The sequence below is a fragment of the Saccharothrix sp. NRRL B-16348 genome (genome assembly GCF_001280085.1).
GTDB lineage: Bacteria > Actinomycetota > Actinomycetes > Mycobacteriales > Pseudonocardiaceae > Actinosynnema.
Genome location: NZ_LGED01000202.1, coordinates 1 through 19,124, shown reverse-complemented (window position 1 = coordinate 19,124; position 19,124 = coordinate 1). Strand labels below are relative to the sequence as shown.

Genomic DNA, 19,124 nt, shown 5'->3' with positions numbered 1-19,124 from the left:
TGATGCGCATCCGCAAGATCGCCGCGCTGGCCGCGGCGGCGGTCACCCTGGTGACCGCGCCCGGCGCGTACGCCCAGCCGACCAGCACCAAGAACCCGGGCACCACCACCGCGAACCCGACGACGACCACGAACGCGGCCGCGAGCAGGCCGAACTCGCAGCCGCCGCCGGTGGACCGGTCGTTCCTGCGGGCGCCCGAGTCGCCGGCCGAGGACGTCGACTACCAGCCGAAGCAGGGCTGCATCATCTCCAACACGGAGAACCGGCCCATCCCGAACAAGCCGTGGGGCCAGATGCAGCTGCGGCTGGAGGAGGCGCACCGGTTCGCCACCGGCAAGGGCGTCAAGCTCGCCGTCATCGACACCGGTGTCAACAAGGACCACCCGCGGCTGCTCGGCCGGGTCGAGGCGGGCGGTGACTACGTGGAGACCGAGAAGCGCGGTGTCCACGACTGCGACGGCCACGGCACCGAGGTCGCCGGCGTGGCCGCGGCCAGCAAGGACGAGGCGACCGGCTTCGTCGGCGCCGCGCCCGACGTGACGGTGCTGGCGTTCCGGCAGACCAGCAACAGCTTCAAGTTCGAACACCCGACGAACCGGCAGCTGAGCCGGGATTCCGCGGGCAAGGTGGGCACCCTGGCGAAGGCCATCGTCTCCGCGGTGGCCCAGGGCGCGAACGTCATCAACATCTCGCTGACCGCGTGCGCGTTGCCGAGCGAACCGAGCGACCAGGAACGCGAGCTGCAGGCCGCGATCAACTGGGCCGTGAACGACAAGAACGTCGTCATCGTGACCGCCGCGGGCAACATCGACCCGAAGAGCGGCTGCCAGGGCCAGAACGACAACCAGGACCCGAACAACGTCAACGTGGTCGCGTCGCCGCCGTGGTACGCCGACGACGTGCTGTCCGTGGCGTCGATGAACTCGGAGGGCGGGGTCTCGCCGTTCTCGGTGTGGGGCCCGTGGGTCAGCGTGGCCGCGCCGGGCGAGAACATCGTCACGCTCGACCCGGCGGGCCAGGGCCTGACCAACGCGAACTTCGAGAACAACCGGCCCGTCGCGATCCAGGGCACCAGCTTCGCCGCGCCGTACGTGGCGGGCGTGGTCGCGCTGGTGCGCGAGCGGTTCCCCGACCTGACCGCGCGGCAGGTGATGGACCGCATCAAGGCGACCGCGCAGCACCCGGGCAACCCGGACGGCCGGGACCACAAGGTCGGCTACGGGATGATCAACCCGGTGGCCGCGCTGACCGCCGAGCTGCCGTTCGAGCAGTCGGGCCAGAAGCGGCCGACGCCGGAGCAGCTGATCACCAACCTGGGTCCGCTGAACCCGCCGAGCAGCACGCCGATGATCGTGGCGCTGTCCGGCACGGGCGCGGGCGTCGGCCTGCTCCTGCTGACGCTGTTCATCGTCCACACCGTGAACCGCAACCGCGCCAGGCGCGGTGTTTGATCGCACCGCGGTGTTTGATCGCACCGCCTCCGGCGGCGCGGCTCGGTCGCCTGGAAGTCGGGCATCCGCCGCTGATCCTGCGACAATCGAAAAGCGTGATTGCCGCAGGATGAGCACCGGATGCCCGACGCGACCTCGCGCGTGTCCCACCTTCAGAACGCGCGTGTCCTACGTTCAGGACGCGTGAGTCCTACGTTCGGAACGACCGTGTCCTACGTTCGGAACACCTGAATTCAACGCTCGGAACACGCGAGCAGGCGGTTCTCAATCCTCGCCGAGCACCGGCGGGGCGGACTTCTTGGGCTTGCCGAAGACCTGCTCGGTCGAGCCGGCCAGCTGGACCTTCGACTTGTGCTCCTTGTCGCCGCCCTGCTGGCCGCCGGCGCCCATGCCGCCCATCATCCCGCCGCCCATCATCCCGGCGCCGCCCGCCGGCGCACCGGACGGGCCACCGGCCGCCGCGGCAGCCGCCGGACGCGGGCCAGGCTCCGCCGGGTGCGGCTCGGCCACACCCGTCGACCCACCCGGCTGCATCCGCTCCGCGGACTCACCGCCGGGCACGCCACCACCACCGGGCACACCGCCGCCACCACCACCGGGCACGCCACCGCCGCCACCACCGCCCGGCGCACCGCCACCGGACCCACCGGCGGCAGCGGCCGGCTTCGTCTCGGCGGGCGGCGCGGCCGGCGGCTCCGGCACGGTCGGCTTCGCCGGCGCCGTGAACGACCAGTTCTGCTCCGGGTACTTGTGCTCCATCTTCACGTCGGCGAAGTCGTCCGAACCGGACACGCCGTCGCACAGCCGCAGGAACGCCTCCAGCACGTCCCGCACCGACTCGTGCAGCTCCTTCGCCGGGTCGTGCAGCTCGTCCAACGCCTCCACCACGCGCCGGTCGCCGTCCACCGGCAACGCCGCCGCGCCGGACACCGTGTCGGCCGCCTCGGCGTACACCCGGGACATGTCCTCGACGATCCCGCGGATGCCCTCGGCGGTCTGGTCCAGCGCCTCGCCCATCGCGTGCATCGCGTCGGACATGTCGTGCCCGGCCAGGCCGACCTTCTGCATGTGCTCCACGAACGCGTCCGCGTCCTTGCCCTGCCACGCCGAGTCCAGCTTGCCCAGCGGCTTGGTCAGGTCGCGCGTCACGTGCTCGGCGACGAGGCCGGCCTTGCGCCAGCGCTCCGCCTCCTCGTTCAGGTCGTTCCAGTCGCCGAGCACGGGCGCGAAGTAGTCCGCCACGAGGTCGCGCACGCCGAGCCTGCGACTGATCCCGGACAGGTAGTCCAGCTCCGGCCCGACGTCGGCGGCGATCTGCTTGCCGTCCTTGCCCCGCATCAGCTCAACCCCGCCCGCCGGTCGACCGCCTTGATCAACGCCACCGCGTCGTCGTCCTGGGCGCCGTAGTGCTCGGCCACGTCGTGCAGGCCCTTCGCCGCGGACGTCAGCACCTCGCACGCCCGGTCGAGCTGCTGGTTGAGCAGCCCGGCGGCCCGGCCGTACGCCTCCGCGTTGCGCAGCGTCCGCCCCAGCTCGCCGAAGCTCTGGGGGCGCATCGGCGCCTCCCGCAGCTCGGACCGCGCGCGGGTCAGCTCCTCGGCCGCCTCTTCGACGCGCTTCGCGTACAGCTCCAGCCAGCGCGGGTCGACCGAAACCTGCCTGCCGCCCGCCGGCCCGCGTGTGACCTCGTTCACCCGGACACCTCCTGCACCCTCTGACGGGAACCGGCCCACGCCGGTTCCCCCAAAGGGCTCAGCATTACGGGCTCAGCCGCCCTGCTGCTTGGCCTTCTCCTCGGGCAGCAGGCCGGTGCCCTTCTCCACCTTGATGTGGTCCCAGCTGCGGGACGCGTCGTTGCGGTTGAGCTGCGGCCCGTCGGGCAGCAGCCGCAGGATCGACTCCGGCCCGGGCGTGAACCCGTCCGCGCCGAGACCGAGGGCGCCGCTGGTCGTGGTGTCCGGGATGCCGTACTTCACGCCACGTCCGGTGATCAGGTGGATCGGACCGGTGTCGAAGTCCTGGGTGGACGTCGCGCTGCGCACCACGGCCGACTTGCCCGGCGCCATCACGAACTGGCTGACCACCTCGCCGGTCGCACCGGTCTGGTTGATCTCCACCGGCACCACGTTCGCCGGGATCGGCAGCGTCGGCGCGATGGTCACCCTGGTGTGCTGCGACTTGTTGTCCGAGGTGACGTTCTGCGCCTGCCAGTTCAGGCAGATCACCCGGTTGTTCTGGTTGGTCGGGTCCAGGATCTCCGGCACGTCCGGCGGGTAGTCGGCGAAGTCGAGCTGCTCGACGGGCGGCGCGGTGTTGATCCGCGCGATGTCGACCAGCTTCGGCTCCGCGCCCTGCGCGTACGCCGCGCGGAGCAGGTCGGCCGCGGCCCGGCTGATCTTCTGCAAGCCGTCCTTCAGCACCACGTGGAACTCGGAGTCGGTGCCGGCGCGGCGGACCTCGATCACGGCGCCGACCTTCAGGTTCTCGCCCTGGACGTAGGTCACGGTGTCGCCGCGGTTCGGGATCGGCGGCGCCACCAGTTCCTTCGCCTCCGGAATCGCGTTGAGCAGGCCGGTGCTCACCGCGCGCGCCTTCTTCTGGCCCAGGTTCAACGCGGTGCGGACCTCGTCGTTGCCGAGGTCGACCTTGGCGCGCACGGTGGACGTCGAGGTGATCTTGGAGTTCACCGGCGCCTTGTAGATCAGGTACGCCTGCTTGTCGTCGGTGCCGGCCTGCACCAGCAGGGCGCGGTTGCCGTCGAGCAGCTCACCGCCGCCGCTCATGCCCGCCAGGACGGTGGTGGTGAACTTGCCCTCCGCCGACGGGTCGTTCAGCGACTCGTCCAACGACAGCGTGTCGCACACCGACCAGTCCGGTCCGATCCGGTCGGCGGGCTTGGGCAGCACGTCCGGCCCGTCGGGGATGCCGGTCAGCCGGCCCTTGGGCAGCTTCGCCAGTGCCTTCTCGCTGACCAGCTTCGGCTCGCCGCCCGCGACCTGCGGCCCGGCGTTCACCTGACCCGCCGCCGCGTCGGCGCCCGCGACCGACGCCTGGCTCTTGTCCGGGTTGGACCGCTGCAGCAGCAACAGCCGCGCGGACGCCAGGTTCGTCATCGGGATCAGCGTCTTGGTGTTGCCGACGGTGTGCACGACGTAGACCTGGCCGGTCTCCTTGGAGATCGCGATCTGGGTCTGGTCGTCGACCTGAGGGTCCGGCGAGAAGAAGCCGAAGATGAGGAAGCCGAGCAGACCGATGACGCCGAGCAGGACGCCGACCGCGGTGGCGCGCGAGTGCGTGCGCATCGGGTCGTGCAGCATCACCGCGTCTCTGCGCACCAGGGCGGACTGCATCCTGCGCAGCACGAAGCGGTAGGCCTGGACCTGTGACTTGGTGGTGGGTGTTGATGCCATTCTCGGCTCGCTGCTCTCCCAGTCGCGGTACGGTCTGCACGATAGCCGGACGGCGGGTGGTCCGTGTGCGGGTTGGTCAGACCCGGTCGGTCCCACCCGGCGCACGCCGACGGAAAGAGAACCAGAGCGGATGTCCGTGACCACCCCACATCCGGGCCAGCCCAACCCCGCCATGGCACGCGCGCAGGCAGCCGGCGGCGCCGTGCGCGCCGCACTGCTCCGGGCGCGCCGCCGCACCGCGGGCGCGAGCCTGGGCTCCCTGCCGGTCGCCAACCTGGTCGTGCTCGAGGTCGGCGTCGCCATCGGCCTGGTCCTGCTGGCGGTCGGCGCCACCGGCGACACGGTCGCACCGGTGCCGATGTACGTCGCGGGCGGCATCGTGCTGATCGCGTTGATCATCGCGTTCACCAGGTCGCGGGGTCGCTGGCTGACCCAGTGGATCGGCCTGGTGGTGCGCTACAGCTTCCGGTCGCACGGCCGCACGGCCAAGCGCACCGGCCCGGTGGAGATGAAGCCGCCGTCGGAGGAGGAGTCCTCGGTCATCGGCCCGGACGACCCGCGGGTGGCGCTGCTGCGCCTCGCGGTGCCGGACCTGGTGGTGGCCCGGGGAGTCGACCACGAGCGCCGTCCGCTCGGCATGGCCTGGCACCAGGGCGCGTGGACCGCCGTGCTGCTGGTCGACCCGGCGCCGGGTCTGATCACCGCGGTGGGCAGCGCGCCGTCGCTGCCGCTGGGCGCGCTCGCGCCGACGTTGGAGGACCGCGGTGTGGTGCTCGACGCGATCTCGGTGATCTGGCACTGCTACCCGGGCAGCGCGGCGCTGCCGACGAACTCGCCCGCGCTCAGCTCCTACATGGAGGTGCTCGGCCCGCTGCCCGCGGCGGCCCGCCGGACCACGTGGATCGCGGTGCGGCTGGACCCGCGGCGGTGCGCGGCGGCGATCCGGGAACGCGGCGGCGGCGTCGTGGGCGCGCACCGGGCGTTGATCGGCGCGCTGTCCCGCGTGCGCAACGCGTTGGAGTCGACGGGCGTGTCGATCCGGCCGCTGGACCCCGACGAGCTGATCCGGGCGGGCATCTCGGCGGCCGAGCTGACCTCGGTGGCCGGGTCGAACAACTCGGTGTCGTTGCGGGAGAAGTGGTCCGGTGTGACGGCGGGCGGCGTCGGCCACGCCAGCTACGCGATCACCGGCTGGCCGGCCAAGGGCATGCGCCACAACCTGAACGCGCTGACCGGCGTGCGGGCCCTGTCCTCGACGCTGTCCATGACGATCTCGCCGAGCAGCGAGCAGGGCCAGGTCGGCCTGCGCGGCATGGTGCGGGTGAGCGCGCGGACGCCGACCGAGCTGAACCGCGCCGACGACCGGCTCAAGGCGCTGAGCGACAAGCTCGACATCACGCTGACCCCGTTGAACGGCCTGCAGGTCGCCGGCCTGGCCGCGACGCTGCCGCTCGGAGGTGTGGCGTGAGCAACTCCCGGTTGATGGACTCGCAGGGCAAGGGCGTCGCGCCGGAGTTCCTGGTGTCGCCGCAGATGCTGGACGTGGTGAGCCCGTCGGGCGACCGCGGCGGCATGGTGCTCGGCTCCGGTCTGCAGGGCGAGCCGCTGACGATCTCGGTGCTGCGGTCCGCGCCGACCCGCATGGTCGTGGTCGGCGGGCTGTACCTGGCCAGGCAGATCGCGTTGCGGGCGATGGCGACCGGCGCGTGGATCACCATCGCGACGGGCCGCCCGGCGGCCTGGCAGCCGGTGGTGCGCGCGGCGGGCGCCGGTGCGGACGGCCGTCCCTCGCCGCTGGTGCAGCTGCGCCGGCTGAGCCCGGTCGAGCTGCCCCGCCCGTCGGAGGACAGCCCGCTGCTGGTCGTGCACGACGGCGGCCACGTGCCGCAGGAGCTGTTCCCGCCGCGGTCGCCGTGGCAGACCACGATGTACGTGCTGCCCTATTTGCACCCCCAGGCGGCGACCACCGCGAATTCCGCGGACCTCGTGCTGCTGCAACGGCTGCCGGTCGGGCAGGCGCAGTTGGCGTCGCAGATCTGGCGGCTGCCGCCGCAGATGGCGCACCAGCTCACCACGCTCAAGGACGACCAGGTGATCGCGCTCGGCACGAACCTGTGGCGGCCGTTGCGCCTGGTCACCACCCCCGGTGAACAGCAGATCCTCGGTGCGGTCCGCCGCGGCGACTGACCTGCGCACAGCATCGACGTGCCCCTGGACCACGGTCCGGGGGCACGTTCCGTGAGTGGGGTCCAGTCACTCCGCGCACCCATTCGTTCACAGCACGAATAAAACTGTGTACGAGCCGTTCGTCGGTTATTCCGGGCAAATTCTTGCGCCTCCCCCGCAGTGCGAACTAGGAACAACTCACCGTGTCCGGCCGGTCGCGCGGGGGCGACACCGGCCGGACACCCACCCTGCGAAGAGGAGACCCCCCTGCCATGGGAGACGTTCGCGCGTCCTGGATCAAACGGCTGGCCGGTGTCGGGCTGGCCACGGGCACGGCCTTCGCGGTCACGGCCGCACTGACCACCTTCACCTCGGCCGCCGCCGAGGGCGAGATCGTCGGGCACGCCGCGCCCAACGCGGTCAAGGACAGCTACATCGTCGTGCTCAAGGACGTGAGCACGAGCAGCGTCGCCACGTTGAGCGACAAGTACCGGGCGAACGTCAAGCACACGTACACGAGCGCCCTGCGCGGCTTCTCGGCGACGATGACCGAGCTCCAGGCCCGCAGGCTGGCCGCCGACCCGTCGGTGGCCTACGTGCAGCAGGACGGCGAGGTGACGATCTCCGCCACGCAGGCGCCGACCCCGTCGTGGGGCCTGGACCGGGTGGACCAGGCCGCGCTGCCGCTGGACAACTCCTACACCTACCCGAACGAGGGTGAGGGCGTCACCGCCTACATCATCGACACGGGCATCCGGTTCTCGCACAGCGACTTCGGCGGCCGCGCCGTGACCGGTCGCGACACCGTCGACAACGACGCCGACGCCACCGACTGCAACGGCCACGGCACGCACGTCGCGGGCACCGTCGGCGGCACGAAGTACGGCGTGGCGAAGAAGGCCAAGCTGGTCGGCGTGCGGGTGCTGAACTGCGCGGGCTCCGGCACGTACGCGGGCGTCATCGCGGGCATCGACTGGGTGACGGCGAACGCGGTCAAGCCAGCGGTCGCGAACATGTCGCTCGGCGGCGGCGCGGACGCCACCGTCGACCAAGCCGTGCGCAACTCCATCGCGGCGGGCGTGACCTACGGCCTCGCGGCGGGCAACGACAACGGCGCCAACGCGTGCAACACGACTCCGGCGCGCACGCTGGAGGCGATCACGGTCGGCTCCACGACCAGCACCGACGCCCGGTCGTCGTTCTCGAACATCGGCACCTGCCTGGACATCTTCGCGCCGGGCTCGTCCATCACGTCGGCGTGGTACACCAACGACACCGCCACCAACACGATCAGCGGCACGTCCATGGCGACGCCGCACGTGGTCGGCGCGGCGGCCGTCTACCTGGCCGCGAACCCGACCGCCACGCCGGCGCAGGTGCGCGACGCCCTGGTCAACGGCGCGACGAGCGGCGTGGTCGGCAACGCGGGCACCGGTTCGCCGAACAAGCTGCTGCGCCTCGTCGGCACGTCCACCCCGCCGCCCGGCGGCTGCCCGGCCAAGACCAACGCGACCGACGTCGCCGTGCCGGACCTGGGCACCGCGTCCAGCCCGATCTCGGTGACGGACTGCGGCGGCAAGGCCGGCGCGTCGGCCACCGTCGAGGTGCACATCAAGCACACGTACCGGGGTGACGTGGTCGTCGACCTGATCACGCCGAGCGGTGCGGTCAAGCAGCTCAAGGTCCAGTCCGGTTCGGACAGCGCGGACAACGTCGACGCCACGTACACGGTGAACCTGTCGGCGGAGAACGCCAACGGCAACTGGCAGCTGCGCGTGCGTGACGCGTACAGCCAGGACACGGGCTACATCGACAGCTGGACCCTCGACCTGTAACCGGTCCCTGATCCAGTCGCACGACAGCGGCCCCTCACCGTTTCGCCGGTGAGGGGCCGCTTCACGTTTCACCTGATCAGGGACGGTGTCGCCCCAGTGGGACTGTGCCAGGGTCATAACCAAGTCGATCCTGGAGGTGGACCCGTGTCCGCAGCTCTGCAGCACCCGATCGGCCCGCACACGGTCGAAGAATGGCTGGCCCTGCCTCCCTCGGGGGACGGGTCGCGCACCGAGCTGATCCAGGGACATTTCCACGTGTCAGCCGCACCCTCCTACCTGCACCAACTGGTCGCGTTCGAGCTGGGAGTGCAGATCCGCAGCGCGGTTCGCGCCGCTGGACGCGGCAACCTGCGCGTGGTGCCGGCGGTGAACGTGAAGATCTCCTCGACCTTGCGCACGGGGTTGATACCGGATCTCGCGATCGTCGACAGGCCGACGGGCGTCGCCTTCCCTGCCGAGGCGCTGATGCTGGCAGTGGAGGTCTGGTCCCCCGGCAACACGCGCGCCGAGAGGGAGGCCAAAATGGACGCCTACGCCTCCGCGGGTGTGCCGTTCGTCTGGACGATCGACCAGAAAACCGATCTGCACGAGTTGAAACTCACCGCGTACCAGCTCGACGGAGGCCGCTACATGGTGGCCCAGGCGGTCCGGACCACAGGTCCGGTGACGGTCACCGCCGCACCGGTCCCAATCACCGTGGACCTGGGCGAACTCCGCCTCTGACCCTCACACCCGCGCAGCGCAGGAAATCAAGTCGACCATGGGGGTAGACCTGTGTCTGCAGCCGTTCGAGAAGATCCTCAGCGGCCAGAGGGTCCGATGATCGGCCCGTACACGATCGAACACTGGCTGGCCTTCCCGCCTTCGGAGGACGGATCGCGCACCGAGCTGATCTTTGGACACTTCCACGCGACTCCCTCACCCTCCGGCGAGCATCAGCTCGCAGTCACCCGCCTGATCCGGCCGTTCGAGGATTCGATCGCCGCCGCCGGCCGGACCGACCTCTACGCCGTGATCGGCGTGGGGGTGAAGATTTCGTCGACCCTGCGCACCGGTCTCATCCCGGACGTCGTACTCATGGACAGGATTCCGGCGGGTGCGTCGTTCCCCGCCGAGGCCCTGGTCCTCGCTGTCGAGGTCTGGTCTCCGGGCAACACCCGCAACGAACGCGAGGCGAAGATGGTCGCCTACGCCGCCGCCGGCGTGCCGTTCCTCTGGACCATCAGCCGCAAGGGGAACGACCCCGGACTGGAACTGACCGCACACCGGCTGCACGACGACCGGTACCTGGTGGAGAACACCGTGAAGTCCGCCGGACCCACGACCGTCACCGCCGCGCCGGTCCCGGTCACGCTGGACCTGGCCGACCTCGTCTTCTAGCCCTCACACCCGCGCCGCGCACAACCGGAGCGCCTCCAGAACACGTGGCCACGTGCAGTGGGTCGGCTCCGTGGTCCGGTTGTGCGCGGCGATCCGCAGGCGTTCCTCCCGGTCGTTCGCCAAGCGCGCGATCCCCGCGGCCAGGTCGTGCGTCAGCAGCCCTTCCACGCCGTCCCGCACGAAGTCCGCCACCCCGGTCCCCGGCCGCGCGATCACCGGCACCCCCGCCGTCCGCGCCTCCAACGCCGCCAGCCCGAACGCCTCCTGCGACGCCGGGTTCACGAACACGTCCGCCCTGGCCAGCAGGTGACCCACCCCCTGCCGGTCCAGCCGTCCCGGCAGGCTCACCCACCCCAGGTCGTGCCGCTCGACGTACCGCCGCAGGACACCCATCTCCGGCCCGGCCCCGGCCAGCGTCGCCCGCAGCGGCACGTCGGCGCGCACCGACCGCAACGCCCGCAGCAACGCCATCGGCTCCTTCCGCGCCGCGAGCCGACCCACCGACACCACGTGCACCGCGTCGTCCGGCCGCTGCGTCGGTATCCCCCGCCACGCCGACGGCACGATCCCGTTCGGCACCACCCCGACCGGCATCCCCGGCGCCACCGCGCGCACCCGTTCCGCCGCCGCACGGCTCACCGCCGCCACGGCCACCGGCGCCGTGCTCCACGACGCCAGCCGGTCCAGCGCCCGGTAGCACCGCTGCACCACCGGGTCCCACATGCTGTGCACCACGACCACCGCCGGCAGTCCCAGCCGCGCCGCCGACCGCACCCCCGACCACGCGAACGGCGAGATCGCGCCGACGTGGACGTGCACCACCGACGGCGACAGCGCGGCGATCACCCGGTCGAGGTGCGTGCCCGCCCGCGGGTGCACGGGCAGGTCCCACGGCAGCCGCACCGCGATCCGGTGCACCGAGTACCCGTCACCGGGCGACGCGTTCCTGGTCGCGGTCACCACGTGCACGTCCTCGCCCGAGCAAGCCTGCTCCCTGGCGAGTCCGGCGACCTGCACCTCGATCCCGCCCAGGCGCGGCAGGAAGCAGTCTGTGACGTGGACGATGGACAAGTGCGCTCCCGTCAAGCCGCCGAACGGACCAACTGACACTCTTGCACCCGTGAGCCGAACGTGCGTCTTCTTCCACGCCCACCCCGACGACGAAGCCCTGCTGACCGGCGGCACGATGGCGCGCCTCGCCCGGGAGGGGCACCGCGTCGTGCTGGTCGTCGCCACGGCGGGCGAACAGGGCCTGAGCGCCCACCGGACCGATCTCGGCACTGTGCGCACCAGGGAGGCGCACGCGTCGGCCCGCGTGCTCGGCTGCGCGCGGGTGGAGTTCCTCGGCTACCCGGACTCCGGCCTGGACGGGCGGCAAGGGTTCGCCCGCGCCGACGTGGGCGAGGCCGCCGAGCGGCTGGCCGAGCTGCTGCACGAGGAACACGCGGACCTGCTCACCGCGTACGACCCGCACGGCGGCTACGGGCACCCCGATCACGTCCAGGTGCACCGGGTCGGCGCCCTGGCCGCCGAACTCGCCGGCACGCCCCGCGTCTGGGAGGCGACGGTCGACCGCACGTGGCTGCTGCGCGGGCTGCGGCTGGCCCGGTTGGTCCGCCGGTTCGACCTCGCACCGTTCGAGCACGCCTACACCTCGCGCGCCGAGATCACCCACTCGGTGGACGTCCGGCGGTACGCGGACGTGAAGCGGGCGGCCATGGCGGCGCACGCCACCCAGACCACCGGCGGCGAGTCGACCCGCACCCTCGCCGCGCTGCTCACCCTGCCGCCGCCGCTGTTCAAGGTGGTCCTGGGCACCGAGTGGTACGTCGAGCGCAAACGGTTGCGGGCCCGATGACGCGGTGGCTGCGCGGTGTCGCGTCGCTGGCGTCGCTGGGCCTGGCGGCGTGGCTGGTGGTCGCGCTCGTGCCGACCGTGGGCGGGGTGGCGTGGTCGGCGGTCGGCGCGCAACTGCGCGTCATCGGCGCCGGCACCGCGCTCTGGCTGACGGCGTTGTGGCTGGCCGGGCTCTGGGCCTACACCTACGTGCTCACCGGCTCGCTGCCCGGCCTGCGCCACACCCAGGCGTTCAGCCTGAACGCGGCGGGCAGCGCGGTCAGCAACGTGCTGCCGTTCGGCGGCGCGGCCGGGGTGGCGGTGACGGCGGTGATGGCGTCGAGCTGGGGTCACTCCGCGCGGGCGATCACCACGTCGGCGCTCGTCACCGGGCTGTGGAACTCCCTGTCCCGGGCGGCGCTGCCGCTCCTCGCGCTGGCCGTGCAGGGCGCCGCGGTGCTGGGTGACGGCGTGCTGATCGCGGCGGTCACGGCGGCGGGGGTGCTGCTGCTCGCCGTGGCCGTGCTGCTGCGCCTGCGGTGGCTGTGCAAGCTCCTCGGCGGTCGGGCGGCCCGGTTCCTCCTGCGGCTGCGCCGGCAGACGGGGCAGGTCGTGCGGACCGGCTGGCGGCGGATGACCGCGGGCATGCTCGCCTACCTGCTGCTCCAGGGCGTGCTGCTGTGGTGGTGCCTGGCCGCCGCGGGCGTCCACCTCGGGCTCGGGCCGACGGTGGCGGCGTTCGCGGTGAGCAGGCTGCTCACGCTGGCCGTGGTCACGCCCGGCGGCGTGGGCGTCACCGAGAACGGCACCATCGCGCTGCTGGTCGGACTGGGCACGCCCGCCGCACCGGCCGTCGCGGGCGTGCTCCTGTTCGCGTTCTTCACGTACCTGGTGGAGATACCGCTCGGCGGCGTGGCCTGGTTCAGCTGGTCGGCGCGGCGGGCTCGGTCCGGGTGACCGCGCCGCGCACGTTCCGGGTGACCGCGGCCCGCGCGGCGAGCTCGTCGTCGGCCGGGTAGTCGACCCGGACCAGCGACAACCCGTGCGGCGGCGCGACCGTGACCGCGCTCGACCGCGCGGTCAGCGACAGCAGCGACGCGGGCCACTCCACCGGCTTGCGCCCCTCGCCGACGGCCAGCAGCGCGCCGACCAGGCTGCGCACCATCGAGTGGCAGAACGCGTCCGCGGACACGTGCGCGGTCAGCACGGCGCCGTCGCGCACCCACTCGAGGCGTTGCAGCTCGCGGATCGTCGTCGCACCCTCGCGCCGCTTGCAGAACGCGCAGAAGTCCCGTTCACCCAACAACAACCGCGACGCGGCGTTCAACGCGTCCAGGTCAAGCGGACGCGGCCAGGCCAGCGTGTCCAGCCGCCGCAACGGGTGCGCACCGGACGCGGCGTCGGTGACCCGGTACTCGTAGTGCCGGCGCAACGCGGCGAACCGCGCGTCGAACTCGGCGGGCACCACCCGGGCCGAGAACACCCGGACGTCCGCGGGCAGCGCGCGGGCCAGGCGCTTCGGCAGGCCCGCGACGTCCACCCGGGACGGCAGGTCGACGTGCGCCACCTGCCCGGACGCGTGCACGCCGGCGTCCGTGCGGCCCGCCACGGTCAGCTGCACGTCCTCGCGCAGCACCGTCGACATGGTGTCCTCCAGGACTCCGCACACCGTGCGGCGGCCCGGCTGACGTGCCCACCCCGAGAACTCCGTGCCGTCGTAGGCCAGGTCGAGTCGCACACGAACGAGCCCGTCGTCCCCAGCGGGAACGACGGGCTCGTCGGTGAAGTGCGCGTCCGTCAGGACTCGTCCTTCTTCTCGGCCTTCGGGGCCTCGGCGGCCTCGTCCGAAGCGCCCTCGGCGGGCTCCTCGGCGGCGTCCTTCGTGGCGGACTCGGGCGCGTCGGCGTCCTGGTCCTGCGCGTCCTCGACCTTGGTCTCCTCGGCCTCGACGGCCTTGGGGGCCTCCGCGTCCTTGGCGAACTTGGTCTTGCGGGCGCGCTCCGCCTCGGAGGTGACGGTCTTCTCCGCGACCAACTCGATGACGGCCATGGGCGCGTTGTCGCCCTTGCGCGGCATCGTCTTGGTGATGCGGGTGTAGCCACCGGGGCGGTCGGCGAACTGCGGACCGATCTCGGCGAACAGCTTGTGCACGATGTCCTTGTCGCGGATCACCTTGAGGATCTCGCGACGGTTGTGCAGGTCACCGACCTTCGCCTTGCTGATCAGCTTCTCGGCGTACGGGCGCAGCCGCTTCGCCTTGGCCTCGGTGGTCGTGATCCGACCGTGGGTGAACAGGGACGTGGCCAGGTTGGCCAGCATCAGCCGCTCGTGGGCCGGCGAGCCCCCGAGACGGGGTCCCTTGGTGGGGGTGGGCATCGAATTGCTCCTCGGATTTCTTTCTGATCCTCTGCTCCGGCCCGGCCGCTAAGCGACCTCAGAGCTGCTCGGTCTCCGCGTAGTCCTGGCCGTCGTCGTGGTTGTCCACGGCGGTGTCCGTGCCCCAGCCTTCGGCGGGGTAGTCGGACGCGGCGGCCGACGGGTCGAACCCAGGGGGGCTGTCCTTCAGCGCGAGGCCGAGGCCGACGAGCTTCATCTTGACCTCGTCGATCGACTTCGCACCGAAGTTGCGGATGTCCAGCAGGTCCGCCTCGCTGCGCGAGACCAGCTCGCCCACGGTGTGGATGCCCTCGCGCTTGAGGCAGTTGTAGGACCGGACGGTGAGGTCCAGGTCCTCGATCGGCATCGCGAACGCCGCGATGGTGTCCGCCTCGGCGGGCGAGGGGCCGATCTCGATGCCCTCGGCGTCGACGTTCAGCTCGCGGGCGAGACCGAACAGCTCGACCAGCGTCTTACCGGCCGACGCGACGGCGTCGCGCGGCGTGATGGACGGCTTGGTCTCGACGTCGAGGATCAGCTTGTCGAAGTCGGTCCGCTGCTCGACACGGGTGGCCTCGACCTTGTAGGTCACCTTCATGACGGGCGAGTAGATCGAGTCGACCGGGATGCGGCCGATCTCGGCGCCGGCCTGCTTGTTCTGCACGGCGGGGACGTAGCCGCGACCGCGCTCGACCACGAGCTCGATCTCCAGCTTGCCCTTGCCGTTCAGGGTGGCGATGTGCAGGTCGGGGTTGTGCACGGTGACACCGGCCGGAGGCACGATGTCGCCCGCGGTCACCGCGCCCGGCCCCTGCTTGCGCAGGTACATGGTCACCGGCTCGTCCTCCTCGGAGCTGACGACCAGCTCCTTGAGGTTGAGGATGATGTCGGTGACGTCTTCCTTCACACCGGGGACGGTCGTGAACTCGTGCAGCACACCGTCGATGCGGATGCTGGTCACGGCCGCGCCGGGGATGGACGACAGCAGGGTGCGGCGAATCGAGTTGCCGAGGGTGTAGCCGAAGCCCGGCTCCAGCGGCTCGATGACGAACCTGGAGCGGGTCTCGTTGACCGCTTCCTCGCTGAGCGAGGGACGCTGGGAAATCAGCACTGGGTTCTTCCCTTCTAACCCCGACGCCCGCTATTTGACGTCGTGGAAGCCGGTCGCGGAGACCGGCAAACGCATGCGGCACACCATTCCGTGCCGCCGCGGGACCCGACTGGAGGGGCCGCGGACGGCCCCTCCAGGAGGATCACTTCGAGTAGAGCTCGACGATGAGCTGCTCGGTGACGGGCGTGTCGATCTGCGCCCGCTCCGGCAGCTGGTGGACCAGGATGCGCAGGTTGCTCTGCACGACCTGGAGCCACGCCGGGATCGGCCGGTCGCCGAAGGAAGCACGCGCGGCCTCGAAGGGCAGCGTGGGCAGCGACTTCGGCTTCACGTCGATGATGTCGAACTTCGACACCCGGAAGCTCGGGATGTTGACCTTCTGGCCGTTCACGATGAAGTGACCGTGGCTGACCAGCTGGCGGGCCTGACGACGGGTGCGCGCGAGACCCGCGCGGTACACCACGTTGTCGAGCCGGGACTCCAGGATCTGCAGCAGGTTCTCACCGGTCTTGCCGGGACGACGAACCGCTTCCTCGTAGTAGCGCCGGAACTGCTTCTCCAGGACGCCGTACGTGTAGCGGGCCTTCTGCTTCTCCTGCAACTGCAGCAGGTACTCGGACTCCTTGATCCGACCGCGGCCGTGCTGGCCGGGCGGGTAAGGACGACGCTCGAACGCCTGGTCCCCGCCGACGAGGTCGACCTTGAGACGGCGCGAGATGCGAGTGGCCGGTCCGGTATAGCGAGCCATGTTGTCTTACTCCTCCCCGTGCCTCAGACCCGGCGCCGCTTGGGCGGGCGGCAGCCGTTGTGGGGCTGCGGGGTCACGTCCTGGATGGTGCCGACCTCGAGGCCGGCGGCCTGCAGCGAACGGATCGCGGTCTCCCGGCCGGAGCCGGGACCCTTCACGAACACGTCCACCTTGCGCATGCCGTGCTCGGCCGCCTTGCGGGCGGCGTTCTCGGCGGCCATCTGCGCGGCGAACGGCGTCGACTTGCGCGAGCCCTTGAAGCCCACGTGGCCGGCGGACGCCCAGCTGATCACGTTGCCCAGCGGGTCCGTGATGGACACGATGGTGTTGTTGAACGTGCTCTTGATGTGCGCCTGGCCGTGCGAGACGTTCTTCTTTTCCTTGCGCCGGACCTTCTTGACCCCGGCGCCCGTACGGGACTTGGGTGGCATGTCTGGGTGAACTCCTACTTGCTAGAGACGCGAGGTCTTACTTCTTTCCGGCCTTCTTCTTGCCGGCGACGGTCTTCTTCGGACCCTTACGAGTGCGCGCGTTCGTCTTGGTGCGCTGCCCGCGGACGGGCAGGTTGCGACGGTGGCGCAGCCCCTCGTAGCAGCCGATTTCCATCTTCCGGCGGATGTCGGCCTGAACCTCGCGGCGGAGGTCACCCTCGACCTTGAAGTGGTTCTCGATGTAGTCCCGCAGCTTCGTCAGGTCGTCGTCACCGAGGTCCTTCACCCGGATGTCCGGGGAGATGTCGGTGGCGGTCAGCAGCTCCTTCGAGCGCGTCCGACCAATGCCGAAGATGTAGGTGAGCGCGATCTCCAACCGCTTTTCGCGGGGGAGGTCGACGCCAGCGAGTCGTGCCATACGGCGCTTGCTCCTAACAGTGGTGTCGCTCCAGGTCTGCTCCTCGCCCGATCCCGGGACTGACTCGCTGTGTCAGTTCCGGTCGCTCTCGCGACCGGTGTCCCGGCCCCGGCCTGGAGTCCGGGGGTGTGCCGCACGCGGTGCTCGGTGTGCGGCAGGTGCGAAGAGGCTTACTCATGGTCGCGTCCGGTGAAGACTCGACTCGTGCCGGTCGTGCTCCGCTCAGCCCTGGCGCTGCTTGTGGCGCAGGTTCTCGCAGATCACCATGACCCGCCCGTGACGGCGGATCACCTTGCACTTGTCGCAGATCTTCTTGACGCTCGGCTGGACCTTCACGCCTGAGCTTCTCCTGCGTCAGCCGACGCGCCCGTGCTGGGGCGCGTCGGAGGTCACTTGTAGCGGTAGACGATGCGCCCGCGGGACAGGTCGTAGGGCGAGAGCTCCACGACAACCCGGTCCTCAGGGAGGATGCGGATGTAGTGCTGACGCATCTTGCCGCTGATGTGTGCCAGGACCTTGTGACCGTTCTCCAACTCGACGCGGAACATCGCGTTGGGGAGCGGCTCGACTACGCGGCCCTCGACCTCAATGGCCCCGTCCTTCTTGCCCATGTCCTCCGCGTTTCGTGACGGTGGGTGTTACTTCCGGAGTGCGGGCACGCGGCACCCCGACTCCTCCAGGCCCTTGCGAACCCTGGCCACCTCCGGGGAAGAATCCCCGTGCATGACGGAACCGGCGCGACGTATGCGCCACCTGTCCATAGTACGCGGGTCAGCTCGAACGCCCAAATCGGGCCAGGCGGCCGGCCAGCAGGACCAGGCCCCACGGTCCCGCGACCCAGATCCACCAGGGGTAGAGGGCCTCGTCGACGGAGAGGCTGATGATCCCCCAGATGAGGAAGTTGACGGAGCTCGCGGCGAGCCACGCCCCTGTCATCACCTTAGCGGCCGTGCTCGCGCGGCGCCGCACCGGCGGGTGCGCGCGGAGGCCGTCGCGGGGCAGGTCCGCGGTCAGTGCGCTCAGCTCGGCGTACGTGCGGGCCTCGTAGACGGCGCGGGTGCGCTCGTCGAACTCGGCGAGGGTCAACCGGCCCTCGGCGTGGGCGCGGGACAGCTCCTCGGCGACCAACGCACGATCGTTGTCGGCCGCTCGCGTGAAGGACTCGAAGGACTCGAAGGACTCGTTCACGGTCCGCCACCTCCTCGGTCCTGACACCTCCGGCCCAATGGTAACAGCGTTACCGTTTGGGGTCGGTGCTCCACCAGAGGACGCCGAGCACGGCTCCCGGGGGAACGGCCACCCAGAGGAACCACGGGTGCACCAGGCCTTCGCCGGCGAGGAGGCTGACGAGCAGCCAGAGGGCGAAGTTGAGCACGCTGACGCTCAGCCAGATCGTGCTGAGCACCTTCAACGCCTTGCGTCCGCCGCTGCCCGTTTTCACCGGTTTGGGTGTCGGCAGTACTAGGGAGGTGGGTGACTCGGCGGACGCCTGCGACACGCTCGGCAGGTCGATGGTCAGGGCGGCCAGTTCGCCCCGGGTCTTGGCCTCCCAGGTGCGCACCACGCGGGCGTCGAACTCGGCGAGGTCGAGGCTGCCGTCGGCGTGCGCGCGGTGCAGCCACTGCTGGACCAGTTCGCGTTCGGCGTCGGAGGCCCGCATGTCCTCGGGCCGCACAGGCTGGGTCACCCGTCAATGGTGCCGGGGGGATCGGGGGCGGAACATGGGGCTAGCCCCCCGTTGTCCGTGGCCTGGGGGCCAAGGTTTAAAGATCAAAAGCTGTCCTCGCCGGACGGGCAGATCAGCAGGATGACCCCCACTGCCCTGGTTCTGTGGCGGGTCCGTCGTTGGTCCGGGCTCCGTGTCATCCCACCGACCTCCACAAGGGCTACCACACGTATCAAGGGGGGCGACATCAGAAGCACTGGTCAGGCAGAGGTGAACTACGCCCCCCTTGACACGCG

22 protein-coding genes are annotated in these 19,124 nt (G+C 70.8%); 8 read left to right on the top strand and 14 right to left on the bottom strand.

The genetic code is table 11. The features are described 5' to 3' along the window. Positions 1-2 precede the first annotated feature (2 nt). Positions 3-1,451 (top strand): type VII secretion-associated serine protease mycosin, encoded by a 1,449-nt coding sequence (mycP, locus tag ADK67_RS22400; protein ID WP_053718439.1) that lies wholly within the window; start codon positions 3-5, stop codon positions 1,449-1,451. 264 nt (positions 1,452-1,715) lie between these two features. On the opposite strand, the gene ADK67_RS52675 is transcribed toward mycP, so the two are convergent. The 3 genes from ADK67_RS52675 to eccB form a co-directional block, all read right to left on the bottom strand. Next, positions 1,716-2,789 carry a WXG100 family type VII secretion target gene (locus tag ADK67_RS52675; RefSeq protein ID WP_053718438.1) on the bottom strand — a complete coding sequence of 358 codons (1,074 nt, stop codon included), beginning with the start codon at positions 2,787-2,789 and terminating at the stop codon, positions 1,716-1,718. Beyond that, a complete protein-coding gene (locus tag ADK67_RS22390; RefSeq protein ID WP_053718437.1) occupies positions 2,789-3,145 on the bottom strand; it encodes a hypothetical protein in 357 nt (118 codons plus the stop codon). The genes ADK67_RS52675 and ADK67_RS22390 overlap by 1 nt, the downstream gene beginning before the upstream one ends. A gap of 72 nt (positions 3,146-3,217) precedes the next feature. Then, entirely contained in the window at positions 3,218-4,861 is a 1,644-nt protein-coding gene (gene eccB / locus ADK67_RS22385; RefSeq protein ID WP_053718436.1) for a type VII secretion protein EccB, read from the bottom strand. 130 nt (positions 4,862-4,991) lie between these two features. On the opposite strand from eccB, the gene eccE reads away from it, so the two are divergent. From eccE to ADK67_RS22360, 5 genes are all read left to right on the top strand, one after another. Then, complete coding sequence (gene eccE, locus ADK67_RS22380; protein WP_157620751.1) at positions 4,992-6,329, top strand: type VII secretion protein EccE; 1,338 nt, start codon at positions 4,992-4,994, stop codon at positions 6,327-6,329. 14 nt (positions 6,330-6,343) lie between these two features. Then, on the top strand, positions 6,344-7,048 hold the full coding sequence (locus ADK67_RS22375) for a hypothetical protein (protein ID WP_053718483.1): 705 nt from the start codon (positions 6,344-6,346) through the stop codon (positions 7,046-7,048). A gap of 251 nt (positions 7,049-7,299) precedes the next feature. Beyond that, on the top strand, positions 7,300-8,862 hold the full coding sequence (locus ADK67_RS22370; protein WP_053718434.1) for a S8 family peptidase: 1,563 nt from the start codon (positions 7,300-7,302) through the stop codon (positions 8,860-8,862). 144 nt (positions 8,863-9,006) lie between these two features. Next, positions 9,007-9,585 carry a Uma2 family endonuclease gene (locus tag ADK67_RS49230; RefSeq protein ID WP_053718433.1) on the top strand — a complete coding sequence of 193 codons (579 nt, stop codon included), beginning with the start codon at positions 9,007-9,009 and terminating at the stop codon, positions 9,583-9,585. Between the two features lie 96 nt (positions 9,586-9,681). Next, positions 9,682-10,242, top strand: a complete 561-nt coding sequence (locus ADK67_RS22360) for a Uma2 family endonuclease (RefSeq protein ID WP_053718432.1) — start codon at positions 9,682-9,684, stop codon at positions 10,240-10,242. A 3-nt stretch (positions 10,243-10,245) separates the two neighbouring features. On the opposite strand, the gene ADK67_RS22355 is transcribed toward ADK67_RS22360, so the two are convergent. Continuing rightward, positions 10,246-11,313 carry a glycosyltransferase family 4 protein gene (locus tag ADK67_RS22355; RefSeq protein WP_053718431.1) on the bottom strand — a complete coding sequence of 356 codons (1,068 nt, stop codon included), beginning with the start codon at positions 11,311-11,313 and terminating at the stop codon, positions 10,246-10,248. Between the two features lie 49 nt (positions 11,314-11,362). On the opposite strand from ADK67_RS22355, the gene ADK67_RS22350 reads away from it, so the two are divergent. Together ADK67_RS22350 and ADK67_RS22345 are read left to right on the top strand one after the other, a co-directional pair. Next, positions 11,363-12,100: a PIG-L deacetylase family protein gene (locus tag ADK67_RS22350; protein WP_053718430.1), complete on the top strand. Its 738-nt coding sequence runs from the start codon at positions 11,363-11,365 to the stop codon at positions 12,098-12,100. Next, the gene (locus ADK67_RS22345) at positions 12,097-13,035 is read left to right on the top strand and encodes a lysylphosphatidylglycerol synthase transmembrane domain-containing protein (protein WP_053718429.1); all 939 of its coding nucleotides are present in this window, start codon (positions 12,097-12,099) and stop codon (positions 13,033-13,035) included. Before ADK67_RS22350 ends, ADK67_RS22345 begins: the two co-directional genes overlap by 4 nt. Here the strand turns inward: ADK67_RS22345 and truA are convergent. From truA to ADK67_RS22295, 10 genes are all read right to left on the bottom strand, one after another. Beyond that, entirely contained in the window at positions 13,001-13,816 is an 816-nt protein-coding gene (gene truA, locus ADK67_RS22340; protein ID WP_053718428.1) for a tRNA pseudouridine(38-40) synthase TruA, read from the bottom strand. The genes ADK67_RS22345 and truA overlap by 35 nt on opposite strands. Before the next feature lie 59 nt (positions 13,817-13,875). Continuing rightward, positions 13,876-14,454, bottom strand: coding sequence for a 50S ribosomal protein L17 (gene rplQ, locus ADK67_RS22335; RefSeq protein WP_053718427.1), 579 nt, complete (start codon positions 14,452-14,454; stop codon positions 13,876-13,878). A gap of 58 nt (positions 14,455-14,512) precedes the next feature. Beyond that, positions 14,513-15,565 carry a DNA-directed RNA polymerase subunit alpha gene (locus ADK67_RS22330; protein WP_033436734.1) on the bottom strand — a complete coding sequence of 351 codons (1,053 nt, stop codon included), beginning with the start codon at positions 15,563-15,565 and terminating at the stop codon, positions 14,513-14,515. Between the two features lie 142 nt (positions 15,566-15,707). Then, positions 15,708-16,313, bottom strand: a complete 606-nt coding sequence (rpsD, locus tag ADK67_RS22325; protein WP_053718426.1) for a 30S ribosomal protein S4 — start codon at positions 16,311-16,313, stop codon at positions 15,708-15,710. Between the two features lie 23 nt (positions 16,314-16,336). Further along, positions 16,337-16,744 carry a 30S ribosomal protein S11 gene (gene rpsK, locus ADK67_RS22320; RefSeq protein ID WP_015105236.1) on the bottom strand — a complete coding sequence of 136 codons (408 nt, stop codon included), beginning with the start codon at positions 16,742-16,744 and terminating at the stop codon, positions 16,337-16,339. A 37-nt stretch (positions 16,745-16,781) separates the two neighbouring features. Next, positions 16,782-17,162, bottom strand: coding sequence for a 30S ribosomal protein S13 (gene rpsM, locus ADK67_RS22315; RefSeq protein WP_053718425.1), 381 nt, complete (start codon positions 17,160-17,162; stop codon positions 16,782-16,784). 222 nt (positions 17,163-17,384) lie between these two features. Next, positions 17,385-17,498, bottom strand: coding sequence for a 50S ribosomal protein L36 (gene rpmJ, locus ADK67_RS22310; RefSeq protein ID WP_010148647.1), 114 nt, complete (start codon positions 17,496-17,498; stop codon positions 17,385-17,387). Positions 17,499-17,551: 53 nt separating this feature from the next. Beyond that, positions 17,552-17,773 carry a translation initiation factor IF-1 gene (gene infA / locus ADK67_RS22305; RefSeq protein ID WP_005166804.1) on the bottom strand — a complete coding sequence of 74 codons (222 nt, stop codon included), beginning with the start codon at positions 17,771-17,773 and terminating at the stop codon, positions 17,552-17,554. A gap of 160 nt (positions 17,774-17,933) precedes the next feature. After that, entirely contained in the window at positions 17,934-18,350 is a 417-nt protein-coding gene (locus ADK67_RS22300) for a DUF1707 SHOCT-like domain-containing protein (protein WP_053718424.1), read from the bottom strand. 49 nt (positions 18,351-18,399) lie between these two features. Continuing rightward, positions 18,400-18,849, bottom strand: a complete 450-nt coding sequence (locus ADK67_RS22295) for a DUF1707 SHOCT-like domain-containing protein (RefSeq protein ID WP_157620749.1) — start codon at positions 18,847-18,849, stop codon at positions 18,400-18,402. Between the last annotated feature and the right edge of the window lie 275 nt (positions 18,850-19,124).